The sequence below is a fragment of the Chromatiales bacterium 21-64-14 genome (genome assembly GCA_002255365.1).
In the GTDB taxonomy this organism is placed as follows: Bacteria; Pseudomonadota; Gammaproteobacteria; order 21-64-14; family 21-64-14; genus 21-64-14.
Genome location: NCBI01000018.1, coordinates 45,991 through 61,713 on the forward strand (window position 1 = coordinate 45,991; position 15,723 = coordinate 61,713).

The 15,723-nt window shown below is 62.8% G+C and carries 15 protein-coding genes; 8 read left to right on the plus strand and 7 right to left on the minus strand.

What is annotated here, in order from left to right; translation table 11 throughout:
- The first annotated feature begins 487 nt into the window (after nt 1–487).
- On the plus strand, nt 488–3,169 hold the full coding sequence (locus tag B7Z66_09695; protein ID OYV76216.1) for a hypothetical protein: 2,682 nt from the start codon (nt 488–490) through the stop codon (nt 3,167–3,169).
- 421 nt (nt 3,170–3,590) lie between these two features.
- Here B7Z66_09695 and B7Z66_09700 read toward each other — a convergent pair whose 3' ends face one another.
- Nucleotides 3,591–4,100 carry a phosphotyrosine protein phosphatase gene (locus B7Z66_09700; GenBank protein OYV76217.1) on the minus strand — a complete coding sequence of 170 codons (510 nt, stop codon included), beginning with the start codon at nt 4,098–4,100 and terminating at the stop codon, nt 3,591–3,593.
- A gap of 168 nt (nt 4,101–4,268) precedes the next feature.
- Between B7Z66_09700 and B7Z66_09705 the strand changes: the two genes are divergently transcribed.
- A complete protein-coding gene (locus tag B7Z66_09705; GenBank protein OYV76218.1) occupies nt 4,269–5,507 on the plus strand; it encodes a hypothetical protein in 1,239 nt (412 codons plus the stop codon).
- Nucleotides 5,508–5,540: 33 nt separating this feature from the next.
- Here the strand turns inward: B7Z66_09705 and B7Z66_09710 are convergent, their stop codons facing one another.
- Both B7Z66_09710 and B7Z66_09715 read right to left on the minus strand, forming a co-directional pair.
- Complete coding sequence (locus B7Z66_09710; GenBank protein ID OYV76219.1) at nt 5,541–6,848, minus strand: toxin HipA; 1,308 nt, start codon at nt 6,846–6,848, stop codon at nt 5,541–5,543.
- A complete protein-coding gene (locus B7Z66_09715; protein OYV76220.1) occupies nt 6,845–7,195 on the minus strand; it encodes a transcriptional regulator in 351 nt (116 codons plus the stop codon). The genes B7Z66_09710 and B7Z66_09715 overlap by 4 nt, the downstream gene beginning before the upstream one ends.
- A gap of 574 nt (nt 7,196–7,769) precedes the next feature.
- Here B7Z66_09715 and B7Z66_09720 point away from each other — a divergent pair.
- The 6 genes from B7Z66_09720 to B7Z66_09745 all read left to right on the plus strand — a co-directional run bounded on the left by B7Z66_09720 (nt 7,770) and on the right by B7Z66_09745 (nt 12,751).
- Nucleotides 7,770–8,051: a plasmid maintenance system killer protein gene (locus B7Z66_09720; protein OYV76221.1), complete on the plus strand. Its 282-nt coding sequence runs from the start codon at nt 7,770–7,772 to the stop codon at nt 8,049–8,051.
- An 11-nt stretch (nt 8,052–8,062) separates the two neighbouring features.
- On the plus strand, nt 8,063–8,389 hold the full coding sequence (locus B7Z66_09725) for an addiction module antidote protein, HigA family (GenBank protein OYV76222.1): 327 nt from the start codon (nt 8,063–8,065) through the stop codon (nt 8,387–8,389).
- Nucleotides 8,390–9,079: 690 nt separating this feature from the next.
- Nucleotides 9,080–9,694 carry a TetR family transcriptional regulator gene (locus B7Z66_09730; GenBank protein ID OYV76223.1) on the plus strand — a complete coding sequence of 205 codons (615 nt, stop codon included), beginning with the start codon at nt 9,080–9,082 and terminating at the stop codon, nt 9,692–9,694.
- A gap of 79 nt (nt 9,695–9,773) precedes the next feature.
- Nucleotides 9,774–10,931: an NADH-dependent alcohol dehydrogenase gene (locus B7Z66_09735; protein OYV76224.1), complete on the plus strand. Its 1,158-nt coding sequence runs from the start codon at nt 9,774–9,776 to the stop codon at nt 10,929–10,931.
- Nucleotides 10,932–10,984: 53 nt separating this feature from the next.
- Entirely contained in the window at nt 10,985–12,019 is a 1,035-nt protein-coding gene (locus tag B7Z66_09740) for an NADP-dependent oxidoreductase (GenBank protein ID OYV76225.1), read from the plus strand.
- 54 nt (nt 12,020–12,073) lie between these two features.
- Nucleotides 12,074–12,751: a type 1 glutamine amidotransferase domain-containing protein gene (locus B7Z66_09745; protein ID OYV76226.1), complete on the plus strand. Its 678-nt coding sequence runs from the start codon at nt 12,074–12,076 to the stop codon at nt 12,749–12,751.
- 512 nt (nt 12,752–13,263) lie between these two features.
- Here B7Z66_09745 and B7Z66_09750 read toward each other — a convergent pair.
- From B7Z66_09750 to B7Z66_09765, 4 genes are read right to left on the minus strand one after another with little or no spacing between them, the layout of a single operon-like run.
- Nucleotides 13,264–14,106 carry a hypothetical protein gene (locus B7Z66_09750; GenBank protein OYV76227.1) on the minus strand — a complete coding sequence of 281 codons (843 nt, stop codon included), beginning with the start codon at nt 14,104–14,106 and terminating at the stop codon, nt 13,264–13,266.
- Entirely contained in the window at nt 14,040–14,645 is a 606-nt protein-coding gene (locus tag B7Z66_09755) for a methyltransferase (GenBank protein ID OYV76228.1), read from the minus strand. Before B7Z66_09755 ends, B7Z66_09750 begins: the two co-directional genes overlap by 67 nt.
- A 15-nt stretch (nt 14,646–14,660) precedes the next feature.
- Nucleotides 14,661–14,888, minus strand: a complete 228-nt coding sequence (locus B7Z66_09760) for a hypothetical protein (protein OYV76229.1) — start codon at nt 14,886–14,888, stop codon at nt 14,661–14,663.
- A gap of 2 nt (nt 14,889–14,890) precedes the next feature.
- Nucleotides 14,891–15,262, minus strand: a complete 372-nt coding sequence (locus B7Z66_09765) for a hypothetical protein (GenBank protein ID OYV76230.1) — start codon at nt 15,260–15,262, stop codon at nt 14,891–14,893.
- Between the last annotated feature and the right edge of the window lie 461 nt (nt 15,263–15,723).

Consider the following 15,723-nt stretch of genomic DNA (forward strand, 5'->3'; position numbering starts at 1 on the left):
GGTCGCGGCCACCGGTCTTAACGACCGGCGGCAATGGATCGCGGTAACGCAGAGCCGATTTCCTGTATCCGGACCGGTGGGGGTGACCCGGGGAGGCGCAATCAGCGCATCTCCCGGTCCAACTCCCGGGCCGAAACACGACGCACCGCCCGCGGGCCACAGGGCCGGGGTGAACAAGGAACCGGAATGGAACGACAGCGGAATCTGGACGTCGAGGGGCTATCGCCTTCGGCCGTTGCCGGACCGCGCCCGGGCACACGCATCGTGATGTGGATCTGGTTTTTCGCAACAAGGCTTTACCGATTGGACAACCGCGTTCCCCGGACCGAGGCTAGGTCCGGCGGATCGATACCTCACGTCCCACGCAACGCGGCGCGCAACCGGCCTTCGCAGGCCTTGCGCGCCGCGTTGCGTGGTGCCGTGGGACCGCACGTGCCGCTGCGACCGTGCCGAACGGCGAGGGTCGAGCGCCTGAGAGATCAATGCTATGAGGCGAATGCTGGTAAACGCAACTCATTCGGAGGAGTTGCGCGTGGCCATGGTGGACGGCCAACGCCTGTACGACCTGGATATCGAAGCGGTCGCCCGGGAACAGAAAAAATCCAACATCTACAAGGGCAAAATCACCCGAGTGGAACCGAGCCTGGAGGCGGCGTTCGTCGACTACGGCTCCGAACGCCATGGCTTCCTGCCCTTCAAAGAGGTAGCGCGCAGCTACTTTGATCCCGCCGCCGGCAAGAACGGCGGCCGTGTCCAGATCCGCGACGCGCTCCACGAGGGCCAGGAACTCCTGGTCCAAGTGGACAAGGAAGAGCGCGGGACCAAGGGCGCGGCACTCACCACCTTTATCAGCCTCGCCGGCCGTTATCTGGTCCTGATGCCCAACAATCCCCGCGCCGGGGGTGTGTCGCGGCGCATCGAGGGCGAAGACCGCCAGTTGTTGCGCGACGCGGTGAGCGTCCTCAACATCCCCGAGGACATGGGCCTCATCGTACGCACCGCGGGCGTCGGGCGCGCCGCGGAAGAGCTCCAGTGGGACCTCGATTACCTGCTGCACCTGTGGGGAGTCATCCAGAACGCCGCTGACCAACGTGTCGCGCCGTTCCTGGTGTTCCAGGAAAGCAACCTGATGATCCGCGCCCTGCGCGACTACCTCTCCAGCGACATCGGTGAGGTGCTGATCGACCAGCCGGAGGTCTACCAGCAGGCGCGGGACTTCATGGAACAGGTGATGCCCCAAACGCTGGGCAAGCTCAAACAGTATCAGGATCCGATCCCGCTCTTCACCCGCTTCCAGATAGAATCCCAGATCGAGTCCGCGTTCCAGCGCATGGTGCAGCTACCCTCCGGCGGCGCGGTGGTCATCGACCACACCGAAGCACTGATTTCCATCGATATCAACTCCGCGCGCGCCACCAAAGGCAGTGACATCGAGGAAACCGCCCTGCAGACCAATCTGGAGGCGGCGGACGAAATCGCCCGCCAACTGCGGCTGCGGGATATGGGCGGACTGATCGTTATCGACTTCATCGACATGACGCCGGTGCGCAACCAGCGCGAGGTGGAGAATCGCCTGCGCGAGGCCCTGAAAATGGACCGCGCTCGGGTCCAGGTGGGACGGATTTCCCGCTTTGGCCTGCTGGAGATGTCGCGCCAGCGGCTGCGCACATCCCTTGGAGAAACCAGCCTTGAGGTATGCCCGCGCTGCAACGGCCAGGGCACGGTCCGCGGCGTGGAGTCCCTGGCGCTGTCCATCCTCCGTCTGCTGGAAGAGGAAAGCATCAAGGAACGTACCGGCCGGGTGGTAGTCACCGTCCCGGTGAGCGTGGCGACCTACCTGTTGAACGAGAAGCGCGACGCCCTCGCGAGTATCGAACATCGCCACCCAGTCGTGATCGTGGTGGTGCCAGACCCCGCTCTGCAAACTCCGCGCTTCGAAGTCCAGCGCGCCCGGGCGGACGAAGTGGCGGCGGAGTCCAGCCCGCGGCTGAGCTATGAGATGGTACCGGCAGCGGAATCGGCGGCGGCACCGTCGTTCCCGGGCGCTCCCCGGGAACTGCCAGAGGCACCCGCGGTAACGGCGGTAGCACCCCGAGCGCCGGCACCCCCATCGAGCGTAGCGGCATCCGCCCCCGCCCCCGTCCCCGCTCAGCGCGACAGCGGCTTTCTGCAGCGCCTGTGGTCGAGTCTGTTCAGCCCCGGGCGTAATAGTGGGACTGGTGCCGGGACTGGTGCCGGGACTGGTGCCGGGACCGGCGCAGCCGGCACGCCCAGCGCCACCGCGTCCCCCGCTCCAGCCAGCTCCGGCGCGGCCCCCGTGCGTCCTTCCTCTCCCCGCCCGGGCCCCAGCGGCCGGGGAGAGGCGCGCCGCCGGCCACGGCGCCCCGCCTCCGGTTCCGGGGGCCGGGGTCAACCCCGCAGCCCCGCAGCTTCCGGGCCGGATCGCAGCCCCGGGATGGATCGCAGTTCGGGGCCGGATCGCAGTCCCGGACCGGATCGAAATAGGGACACCCTACCCCAGCAACGGGCACCGGAACCACCGGCGAGCACGCCCCCCCAGCCCACAGCTGGCCCAGGAACGTCTCCCCCGGCCGACGTTACGGCAGGCGCGGACGGGTCTGTGACGCGTCCCAGCCGTCGCGGCCGCCGCGGTGGACGCCGTCGCCGCCGGGAGAACACAGGGCCCAACCACCCCCAGGGATCCGGACCAAACCCGGAGTCCCGAGGCGACGCAGCGGCGGATCCGGCGGCGGTACCGACGCCCGCTGCCGAGGGCCAGCCAGTTCCGAGCACGCCACCCGAGACCTTGGCACGGTCCGCCGCTCCCGCTTCGAACGGGCACGGCCCAGGCCCAGCCTCCGGAAGCCGCGGCGGCACGGGGGAACGGTCCCCGGACACCAGTGTGCTGCCGGCCCCGGTATCCCCGCAGCGGGACGGCCCGATGACCACCGCGCCGGAACGCAGTGACTACGCCCCGGCGCGGCCTCCTGCCCCCACCTCGGACGCGCACGCCCCAGCCTCCGGTAGCTCCGGGGACCAGTCCTCAGGCTCAGGTGGCCCGCCGGCTCAGGTCGCCCCGCAACGTGAAAGCCCCCCGGCCCCCGCGCCGGAACGGGGCGGGGAAGGCCCGCCGCCCACCCGGGTAGTGGAACCCGAAACCAAGGAATGACCGGTACTCCCCGCCCACCTGGGCGGGATCCCCACCCGTCTTGGCCGGCTCCCGGCCAAGACGGCCCGGCCGGGCCGTCCCCGACCTTTGCCTGGCCGCTACCCGGCAGCATGAACGCGTGCATCTTGCGCCATTTTGCAGACCCCGTTATCGGTCTAAAAAATGATGCAACGCATCCCTGCCCGCCCCGGCATCGCTTAACCTGAACCGTGTTTACTGAAGTGGCGACCGTCGACGCCGGACCGGACCGTTGAGTCGATCAGCGGAACGCACGGAACCGGCGGACTGCATTCGGCACCACGGGCGTGAGGCGCGCCGGACGGATTTCGCTAGGCGGGTCCCACCCGATCACCGGGGCGGTCAGCCGCCTCCAGGAATCATGCGGGTACAGCTCTTGACGGGTTTGCTTTACGACCGAGGGTCAAGGAACCGAGGAGCGCTCCGCCTTCAACCCGTGGCGGCGGCGTAAGTCCCGCAAGAATCCCGCGGCGGCCTCTTCCACCATGCTGAACACGCGTTCGAAGCCGTCGGCGCCTCCGTAATAGGGATCCGGAACCTCGTCGATCCCCAGTTCCGGAGCAAAGGAGAGGAACAGGTGCAAGCGCTCCCGGTACTCGGCGGGGCAGATCGCCTCCAACTCCAGGAGATTGTCCCGATCCATGGCCACGACGTAGTCGAACCGGCTGAAATCCTCGCCGGTGATGCGCCGCGCGCGCTGGGACCGAATGTCGATGCCACGCCGCAGCGCGACCTCTTGGGCGCGGCGGTCCGGCGCATGACCCACGTGATAGGCATGCGTGCCCGCGGAATCGATCATGAAGACATCCGCGAGACCTGCCGCTTCCACCCGCGCAGTGAACACCCCTTCGGCAGTGGGCGAACGGCAAATGTTGCCCATGCAGACGAAGAGAACGCCAACCCTCTGATTCATGTTCCGTCACCCACGGATACGGTCCACCATACATTCGAGACCAGCCCGGCTGGCACTCATAATATCAGATCGTTAAGGGTCTTTTTCTCCGGTCGTTTTTCCCCTACACGCGACCCCGGTTTCCGGGTCCCGGTAGGGCCGCAATCGGCGCTGACCGGGTAACGCGATATGACCCGCCTGCGCCCACGCACCTTGGTTATCGGCGTCCTGCTCGCGGCGTTGGCCGCGTTTCTCGCTTGGCGCTTGCTTCGGCCGCTGCACACCTTTGACATCGGCAAACGCTTCGAACGTCCGATCCCCACCAACGCGGCCCCGCCCGTACTCGGAGCGCTCAGCGCCCGGGAGTGCGGCGCCTGCCATCCGGCCAACTACCGGGAATGGCAGACCACCATGCACGCACAAGCCTGGACCGACCCCTATTTTCGGGCCGACTGGCGCTACGAGGGCCGCGAGCAGATCTGCCGCAATTGTCACACGCCGCTCGATCGCCAGCAGCCCCAACGGGTGCTGGGCTTTCACGGCGGTGACAAGTGGGATCCTATCCTGGCACCTAATCCGCACTTCGATCTGGTATTGGAGGGACAGGGTGTCACCTGTGCGGCCTGCCACCTGCGCGACGGGAAAATCCTCGGTCCCTACGCTCCGGAACAGGTCCGCGCCCCGCACCCGGTGGCAAAGTTTGCCAACGCCAACGCGCTGTGTGTGCGCTGCCACGTAGTCCCGGGCGGGCGCTGGGACAACTTCTACCGCTTCCCGCCGTGTGGCACCGCCGCCGAGATCGCTTCCGCCGAAGGCCGCTGGCACGGACGCAGCGGCGAGTACATCGTGCGCAACGTGTCCGAGCTGGGCTGCGTGGAGTGTCACATGCCGGCGGTAACGCGTCCCCTGGTGCCGTGGGGACCGCCGCGCGCCGCGCGCCGTCACCTCTGGCGCGGCGGCCACGATCCGCAGGAGGTGCGCAAAGCGCTGGAAATTCAGGTGCGGGCCGTCACCGGCGGTGCCAGGCGCCACGAGTACGCGATCACGCTGACGAACGTGGGCGCCCTCCACGATGTGCCGACCGGTGTCCCAAACCGCTACCTGAGCGTCGATTGGCGCCTGCTCGACGCTCACGGCGTTGTGCTGCGGACCCAGCGCAAGCTCCTCGAACGCCACGTGTTGTGGCGCCCATTCATCGTCGATCTGTGGGATACGCGCCTGGCATATCGGAAACCGCGCACCTATCGATTCGGGTTCTCCATGGACCGCACCCCGCGCCCGGCGGAGCTGGAGATCCAGGTGCGTTATCATCTCGCACCCCCCGAATATGCTCGGCGCGTCGGCTACCACTCCGCGGAACCTCTCGGCTACAGCCTCTACCATCGGGTGATCCGGCTCGCACCGCAAGCACACGACAACGCACGGTAAGCGCGCTTCAAGACCCCAAGGGTACTCTGAGGCTCAACTGAGCCCCTGTAACTGCAGGGTCTGGTGAATCTGCTCGCGCGTAGCAACCGGAACCTCCGCTGCTTCGGCGTAGTCCTTCCAATGCGAAACCGTTTCCAGAACCTCGTTGACGATGGCTTGGGCGCGCCCGCGCTTCATCGAAGCGGCCTTCGCGCAGGACTTGAAATCATCCATCGTGAAATCGTCACGTTTGCCGTTCATGGTCATCTGGTGACTCGCCGTCCATGCGCCGGACGGATTAAAGCTGTAAGTCATGTCGAAGGCGGGTGACAGCGACCATTTCCCGGATTTGTCCATCAGAAAAGCGATGTTTTTGACGTGGTCGTCCTGATTGCGAGCGACGATGTTGAACGCCATGCGGCGGAACTGTTCCTCAAGCGCGCCCATAGGCAGGCCCAACTGGCGGATCACCAGCAACGCCTGTTCATAGGCATAGACGCCCGCCATGTTGAAATCATAATGCGCCAGGGCGCATAGCGACTGCATGTGGAGTTTCTCACCGCTGGCAAGCCGGTCAAAACGCCGCGTCATGAAATGGCGCCGGCCGTTTTCCTCGAACAGCCGGCACTCTTCGATATCGATACCGCAGTCCCGGGCCATCTGGGCATAGGCGTATTCGATGACACCGTACCCTTGCGGGTGTTCGAGTTCCTTGTCGCGGTTCGCCGCGACACCGTCGAATTTCAGCAACCAGTATTCGAAGCCCTCACGCGCCGGAATCTGGCCGGAACGGACCTCGTTGGTGACCGGATTCCAGGCGATCACCGCCTTCGCGCGCGCGCCACCGGCCGATGTGCCCACCCGCAGGATATCGGTCAAGGCCTGTTCCCGGCCTTCATCGGCAAAAGAAGCCCGCAGGTCATTGCGATGGGTGAGCACCTGCGATGCGAGTTCGACCAGTTTGTCGATGTGGATCTGCCCGGCCTGCCGGGCCTTCGGTCCGGTCGCGGGTGCAAATTCCAAGGCCCCCATCCCGCGCTCGCCGGTATAACAAAGGCGCTCGATCACATCGAAGGATTCCGGCCGCCGGCCCTGAGTGGCGAGCCAGGCATCGATCAACACATGGCCAAACTTGTCGGGGAGCGAATCCGCCAACAATCCGGGCAACCCGTAGAAGGTCTTGCGGGCCAACTCGGGGAAGGTATAAACCCGGTTGGACAGCGGCATCGTGAGCGGCGCAATCTCGATGCCGCTGCGCGCAAACGCCGGGTCGTACTCGAACGCGGCGACCTCCTCGTCATCGCCCAGGGAAACGGCGCCGATGGTACGCCCCCACAGCCGGACCTCGGCAACGCTGTTCACGCGTCATCATCCCAGTGCCACGGCGGATCGGACGCATCCGCATGGCGGTGAGTGGAAGCACGCTGGCGCACCTTGCCCTTGCGTTTGAGCAAGTCCATCGGTGTCGGCCCGGCCTCGGGGACGACGCGATCCAGCCCCGGCAGGAGATCCAGCACCCGCAGGATCCGGATGATGCTCGCGACCTGCGCGGAGGCTCCGGCCTCGATCCGCTCGACGGTCCGCTTGGCGATCCCCGCCTGCTCCGCTACCCCGCCCTGGGTAAGTTGAAGATCGAGCCGGCGGCGCGCCACCCGCGCACCGATTTCGGCAAGAATGGCATCGTCGGTGAGAAGTTTGGAGATTTTCATATAGCGTCATATTTGACGAATAAATAGATTTATGTATTTTAACTCGACATATATAGCGAGTTATATACTATATCTCTATTTATGTCAATTCGTCTTTTATGACGTATTAAACAACTAATAGCTTATATTTCGTTATTTTTGCCGACTTAAATTCCTATAACGCGCCTACCCCCGAGTGGGTTCATGACGTTGCCACGCTTCAACCCGAGCACCACCACCTATCTGAAAGTGTTATATGCAACAACGAGTTGACCCGGCCTAATGAAACGGCCATGGGAGAAATGTCTGCGCAAGAACGGTTGACAAAGTGAACCTGCCACACCGTCGTTTGCAGAAATTCATGCAGAACCGCTGCTTTCCAAGGCGGCGAACGCGTACTTCCGACCCTGAACGGTCATTCTCTATCGAGGGTCAATTTTCCCAAAACCAGACACTCTCGGCTGGATGAACGGTAAGGCTGGTAAAAAATGGTGTCAAACTGTCGCGGTTGATAGGCCCAGCCCCCCCCGCTGCACGTAGTTCCCATCATAGATACGCTTGACGTATCGCGTATCATTCTATAAAGTGTATCGGAATGATCCAGAGTTATCGGGACAAGCCGACTCGGGCGTTTGCGGAAGGGAAGCGAGTCAAGGCTTTCAGCGGTTTTGCACGGAAAGCGGAACAGCGTCTCGATCAACTCGATGCGGCAACATCACTTCTCGATCTTGATTTACCAGGGAACCGACTCGAGCCACTGAAAGGCGATCGTAAGGGTCAATACAGCGTCCGCATGAACGATCAGTGGCGAATATGTTTTGAATGGCCGAAGGGCGAATGCGGCCCGTGCAATGTCGAAATCGTAGATTATCATTAAGGAGGTACATCATGGGCCGTAGCGCTATTCATCCCGGCGAACACCTTGCCGAGCAACTCGAGGCGCTCGACTTAAGCGCAGCAGAGCTTGGCCGCAGGCTTAAAGTGCCTGCGAACCGCATCACAGGAATACTCAATGGCCAGCGTGCCATTACCGGGGATACAGCACTACGACTCGGCCATTTTTTCCATACCAGTCCGGCATTCTGGCTGAACTTGCAAGCCATCTATGAGCTACGCCTAGCAGAACAAAAATCCGGCAGGGCGATCAAGGAGCTACCGACCTTGAACCGCCACGGCAAGAAGACACCTTTGGGACGCCAACCGCGATTGGCATAAAGGTATTCGTGCTTCGTCAATGTCCGGAGTTGGGCGCCGCGAAAGACCGATCATGGCCGATTGTACGCGTCCCGGTACGTCCCGCCGACCAGCATTGTAGGCCCAACCGTCGTTTCCTCGGCCATTGCGGCCAGCGGGTTCTGAACTTATTTGGTCCGCAATGCGGTCTTGAGCACTCACTGGGCAGAAATTCATGCCGAACGGCTGCTTTCCAAGGCGGCGAACGCGTACTTCCGGCCCTTTACTGCCGGTGACGAACGGCGGCTTTTGGGCTGGCCAGTTTGCACCTTGGCGGGATTCGTCTGACCGCCGCGCGCGCAGGCTCGCCAGCGGCCTCCGCCGCAGGGTTACCGGGGCCAACGCACAATCGGTTGACGAACAAGTGGCCAAACCATTACACGTCCAGTTGGTCACCGGTACGTTGGTGATCGTGAACCACGACGAAGGTTACGTGCTGCTTCCACGCACAGCGTGCGGACAAGGTTTACGAACGCTATGCCACGATGAACATGCTCGACCAAAGCCCATACCTGCCAGCGACGCGGGCGACAAGTACTACAAGCAATTCGAAGTGCCTGACCACCTGATCAGGTAGCTCCACAGCACACGAATGGCCCGAAATTGCTCTTTGCAACATCGATAAACACAACCACTAGACGACCGGTCTAATTTCGTCTATCATTCCCGCTTATGGACACCGAACGCAGCAGCGTACGCCAATACATCATCGACACCGCCAAGCCGATCATTCTTGGCAAGGGCTTCTCGGCGGTGGGCTTGAACGAGGTATTGAGCGCGGCCGCTGTGCCCAAGGGCTCGTTCTACCACTACTTCAAATCGAAGGAGATGTTCGGCGAAGCCCTGCTGGACAGTTATTTCGACGACTACCTGAACCAGCTGGATGCACTGCTCACGCGCCCCGGCCACTCTGCGGCCGAGTGTTTGATGGCGTACTGGCAGCAATGGCAGGAAAGCCAGGTCGGCGAATGTGTCGATGGCAGATGCCTGGCGGTGAAGCTGGGCGGTGAGGTCTCCGATCTTTCCGAAGCGATGCGGATCGCCCTGCACCGCGGCACCAACCGGGTCATCGATCGGCTGGCCCGCTGCATCCGTGAAGGCATCGCTGACGGCTCGCTGCGCTCGACCCTCGATGCGCAACAAACCGCCCAGACGTTGTATGAAACCTGGCTGGGTGCCACCTTGCTGAGCAAGTTCAGGCACGACCGCAGCAGTCTGGATGGTGCCATGGCGGCTACCCGGCAATGGCTCCAACTCCCCCCCCCCGACACCACTCTTCCCGCATAGATTTCTACCCCATCGGGCACGCAATCCCACCTTATTGCCCACCCACTCTACACGACCAGTCTAATCCAAGGACATTTCCATGCAGAATTTCGAATTCCATAACCCCACCCGCATCGTGTTCGGCACGGAAACGATCGGCAAGCTGAATACCTTGCTGCCCGCCTCGGCCAGGGTATTGATCCTCTACGGCGGCGCCAGCGCGAAGGCAAATGGCACGCTGGACGAGGTGAAGGCCGCGCTCGGTGATCGCCACGTTCAGGAGTTTTCCGGCATCGAACCGAACCCCACGTTCGAGACGCTGATGCGCGCAGTTGAACTGGTTCGCCAGGAAAAGCTGGACTACCTGCTGGCTGTCGGCGGCGGTTCGGTGATCGACGGCACCAAGTTCGTCGCCGCCGCGGTGCCGTTCGATGGTGACCCGTGGAGCATCCTGGAAAAGCACGGCCGCAATATCACCACGGCGCTGCCGTTTGGCAGCGTGCTCACCCTGCCGGCCACCGGTTCGGAAATGAACAACGGCGGCGTGGTGACGAAGAGGGCGATCCACGCCAAGCTGGCGTTCTCCAGCACGCATACGTTCCCGCAGTTCTCGATCCTCGACCCGACCAAGACCTACACCCTGCCGCCGCGACAGATTGCCAACGGCGTAGTGGATGCCTTCGTGCATATCGTTGAGCAGTACCTGACCTACCCGGTGCAGGCCAAGGTGCAGGATCGCTTCGCCGAAGGTTTGTTGCAGAGCCTGATCGAAACCGGCCCGGAGGCACTGGCCAACCCGCAGGATTACGCCACCCGCGCCAACTTGATGTGGATCGCCACGCTGGCCCTGAATGGCCTGATCGGTGCCGGCGTACCGCAGGACTGGAGCACCCACATGATCGGCCATGAACTGACCGCGCTGCACGGCATCGATCACGCCCAGACGCTGGCCATCGTGTTGCCGGCCAGCTTGCACGTACGCCGCGAAACCAAGCACGCCAAGCTGCTGCAGTACGCCGAGCGGGTCTGGCAGATCCACGAAGGCAGCGAAGACGAGCGCATCGACCAGGCGATTGAAAAGACCCGCGCATTCTTCGAGCGCATGGGCATCGCCACCCGCCTGCCGGATTACGAGCTGGGCGCTGAGGCGATCGACACCGTCATTGCCCAGCTCGAAGCACACGGCATGACTCAGCTCGGTGAACACCGCGATGTCACCCCGGCCACCAGCCGGCACATTCTGGAAGCCGCACTCTGAACGATGACGCCGGCCTTCGGGCCGGTCTTTCACAGTCACAAGAGGTCACTCTCATGACTTCCAACGCAACCATGCAACGTGCCATCGTGCTGAACTCCCGCCCGGTCGGTGCGCCCACGCCTGACAACTTCCGTCTTCGAGAAACACCACTGCCCACGCCCGCCCACGGCGAGCTGCTGCTGCGCACGCTGTATCTCTCCCTCGATCCGTACATGCGCGGGCGCATGAGCGACGCCAAGTCCTATGCCGCACCCGTCGCCATTGGCGACGTGATGGTCGGCGGTACCGTGTCGCGGGTGCAGGCCTCGAAACATCCGGACTTCAAGGAAGGCGATCTCGTGCTCGGCTTCAGCGGCTGGCAGGACTACGCACTGTCCGACGGCATCGGCCTGAGCAAGCTGGACCCGCAAATGGAAACCTCGTCGCTGGCGCTTGGCGTGCAGGGCATGCCCGGTTTCACCGCCTACATGGGCCTGCTCGACATCGGCCAGCCGAAGGCCGGTGAAACCGTAGTCGTCGCGGCAGCCAGCGGCGCGGTGGGTTCGGTGGTGGGCCAGATCGCCAAGCTCAAGGGCTGCCGCAGTGTGGGCATCGCCGGCGGTCCGGAAAAATGTCGCTATGTGGTCGAGCAACTGGGCTTTGATGCCTGCATCGATCATCGCAGCGCGAACTTCGCCGCCGAGCTGGCGGCCGCCTGCCCCGATGGCATCGACGTGTATTTCGAGAATGTCGGCGGCGCGGTCTTCGATGCGGTGCTGCCGCTGCTCAATGCCTCGGCGCGCGTGCCGGTATGTGGCCTTATCGCCAACTACAACGACACCGCACTGCCCGACGGCCCTGACCGGCTGGGCCTGCTTGCGCGCACCATCCTGACCCGACGCATCCGCATGCAGGGCTTCATCATCTTCGATGACTACGGCCATCGTTACGGCGAATTCATGCAGCAGATGCGCCAATGGGTACAGGCCGGCAAGATCAAGTTTCGCGAAGACATCGTCGACGGTCTCGACCAGGCGCCACAGGCCTTCATTGGCATGCTCAACGGCAGCAATTTCGGCAAGCTGGTGGTTCGCGTCGCCAGCGAATGAGGCCTCGCCGGCAAGACCGCTCGCTTCCCCATCTCCATTCAAAGAGGGCACTCCATGAAAATCCTGATGGTTCTCACTTCGCACGATCAACTGGGCAACACCGGCAAGAAGACCGGTTTCTGGCTGGAAGAATTCGCCGCGCCTTACTACGCGTTCAAGGACGCAGGTGCGCAGATCACGGTGGCCTCACCGCATGGCGGGCAGCCGCCGCTGGATCCCAAGAGCGACGATCCGTCGGCGCAAACCGACGCCACTCGCCGTTTCAAGGCTGAGCCGGCAGCGCAGGCCGTACTGGCCAGCACGCACAAACTGCAGGACATGAAAGCCGGTGATTTCGACGCGGTGTTCTACCCGGGCGGCCACGGCCCGCTGTGGGACCTGGCCGAGGATGCTGCCTCGATCGCGCTGATCGAAACCACGCTGGCCGCCGGCAAGCCGGTGGCCGCGGTGTGCCACGCTCCGGGCGTGTTGCGCCATGTGAAGTCAGCCGATGGCAAACCGTTGGTCCAGGACAAGTCCGTCACCGGCTTCACCAACACCGAGGAAGAGGCCGTTGGCCTGACCAAGGTAGTGCCGTTCCTGGTGGAAGACATGTTGAAAAAGAACGGTGGCAACTACAGAAAATCCGGCGACTGGCAGCCGTACGTGGTCACCGATGGCCTGTTGATCACCGGCCAGAACCCGGCGTCATCCGAACCCGCCGCGCAGGCATTGCTGAAGATGCTGGGCTAATCAACCCTCGCCAGCGATGCTGCCTGCGGCATCGCTGGCGCAGCGGTTCTCTCCGCTTCGGCGCGCGTGTCAGTGGTGCGCGATGCTCGACGCTTCCCGAACGTCCGTTCTGGGGCACGTATTTGGGGCAGCCGACCGTCCGTTGTTGGCCGATTGTACGCGTCCCGGTCGACGTCCCGCCGACCAGCATTGTAGGCCCAACCGTCGTTTCTTCGACCATTGCGGCCAGCGGGTTCTGAACCGACTTGGTCCGCTATGCGGTCCTGAGCACTCACTGGGCAGAAATTCATGCAGAACCGCTGCTTTCCAAGGCGGCGAACGCGTACTTCCGACACTGAACTGCCGCTCAACTAAGTCCTCCCGAGCGGCAAGGTCGTACCGGCACATTTCTTTCCCGATTTTCCGACTCGCCTGAAGCGGCAAGAGAGTGTTCCGTTTCGCTATATCGGTCACTTGATGCCAGTTCAAACGTGGGCGAGAAATCTGCTGCGTGTTGGAGAGTATTGGTACAATTACTCCGTCAAAATAGGCACCTTGACGGCGCGAAAGGTCGCGCCTTCGGTGTGGGCAGCGGTGTGGTATCCAGTCCAATCAACAAATTCGACCTGCCGGAAGCCCGCCGCCTGCAATAGCTCAATATACTGCTCAGGCTGCAGCGTGCCAGCCACGCAATCGGCCCAGGAGCCGTCTTTCGTTGTCGCTTCGCAGCCACTGTTGCGGCGCACCATATCGGCAAACTGCAATCGGCCGCCCGGCCGCAGGACCCGGTGGATCTCCCGGAACACCCGGGTCTTGTCCGGCGCGAGATTGATCGCCCCGTTTGAGATCACTACATCTGTCGATGCCGACGGCAGCGGCAGGTTCTCGATATTTCCTTCGTGCACCGTCACGTGGCTGAGTCCCGCCTGTTGCGCATTGACACGGGCCTTGGCGACCATCGCCGGCGTGAGATCAAGGCCAATGGCCTGTCCGGTGGGACCAACAAGCAATGCGGCAACGCACAGATCGGCACCGGCCCCGCAGCCGATGTCGACCACAGTTTCGCCTCGATTGATGGGGTCCAACGCGAACGGGTTGCCCACGGCTGCGGCCGACTCCCAGACGCCGTCCGGCAGCTGCGCGAGCCAGGCGGGGTCGTAGCCAAGACGTTGCGCGTTATCCCGACCCTTGTCCCAGCCGAAGTCTCGCTCCGGCTCCTGCGCGAGCGTGGTATACAGGGCGCGCACTGGGTCGCATGGATTTGCTGACCTCGCGCGACATTTGGTTTCACTCACGCATCCTCTCCCGTTTACGCCTTCTTGAAGATGGTTCCATAGTGATACGGCGGCAGCTCGACGAGCAGGTCGAGCCTGAATCCGGCCGGTTCGACCACTGCGCGCACCTGTTCCGGGGACATGCGCATTTCCGCGCGCGGTCCACGCGGCTGTCCGAGCACCAAGGTTTCCTCGCGCGGGCGCGGGTACCAGTTCACGATTGCGAAGCGGCCTTCGGGTTTAAGAACAGCCACCACCTCGCGGGCGAAGGCGGTTTGCTCCGGCACGCCGTGGAAGGTATTTGCGATGAGCACATAGTCAACACGGTCCTCGACCAATCGGCTCAGTTCGCGCGCGTCGCCCATTATCCAGGCGCAATTGACCAGCCCCCGACAGGCCGCCTTGGCCTGTTCCAACAAGACTGGATCAATGTCGAATCCGAGCACACGGCCCGCACCGATCCGACGCGCGATGGCAGCGGTGAAATACCCGTCTCCGCAGCAGAGGTCCACCACCGTCATGCCTGGTTCGATCCCCAAAGCCCGGACGACCCCGTCGGGATCGGGCCACAGCGCCTGCCACCAGTCCTGATCCGGCATTAACGTGGCGGGAAACAGTTTCTCTTGCATCGTCGGCGTCATCGCAGGGGTTCCCACTTAATTGAGGTCTTTCTTCATCTGCTGATATTGTTCGCGGCTCAGCTCGCCCCGGGCATAACGGCGGTCGAGGAGCTCGCGGGCCGATTCCTCGCGGTCGTGCGTTCTACGGTGCCCGCACCCCGGCCAGCCCATCCCACGAAACAGAAACAGAAACAGCACGACGAGAAAGAGCAGCGGAAAGATCAACATCCAGGGGAACGGTCCCCACCATCCATTCGGCCACATGGTTACGATGCGTCCTTGAGACGGCCTCGCATCGGCACGCTGCGTCCCGACACGGCGTTACGTCTGGCAGTCGTCTTGCCCGTGGATGCCGTGGGACGATCCGCGAGCCAATCCCGCAGGTCGTGAAGGATACGCAGCAGTTTCGGGTCGAAGAGGCAGTAATAGATGAAGGGACCGCGGCGTTCGGCGCGCACGAAGCCGCCTTCGCGTAGAACGCGCAGATGGAAGGAAACGTTGGTCTGAGCCAAACCGGTGGCGTCGATGATGTCCGTTACCGGTCGGCACTCCAACCCCAGTTCGCAGAGAATGCGCAGACGGCTGGGGTCCCCCACCGTTCTCAACGCATGAGACAGGTGGTCATTTCGCGATGACATGGTTTTCGTCCAACATACTGGTGGATACTCATATGCGTGAACACTCATATTATGGGCGATCCTGACCAATGTCAAACACCTGCAAGATAGACTGGCTCAATCTCCGAACTCTCCGAGCGTATTGGGAACCCCTAACCACCAAGCCTCAATGCGCATGATGCAGCGCTTTGAATACCCGGTTGAACCTCGCGAATGGGCAATGCAGTTCGGGTGATAGGCTGCGGGTCAATTGCCACGCGTATCGTGGACACATTCCAGCCGGTACAGCTTGTTTGAACGGCTGGTTTTGGCCGATTGTACGCGTCCCGGCCGACGGCCCGCCGACCGGCACTGTAGGCCCAACCGTCGTTTCCTCGGCCTGAACGGTCATTGTGCGGTTGGCGCCTAAGTGGCCGGTCCATTTCGCATTGCTGCCGCTCAACCAGTTCCAACAAAAAATCTGCGCTGATGCATTCAAGCGG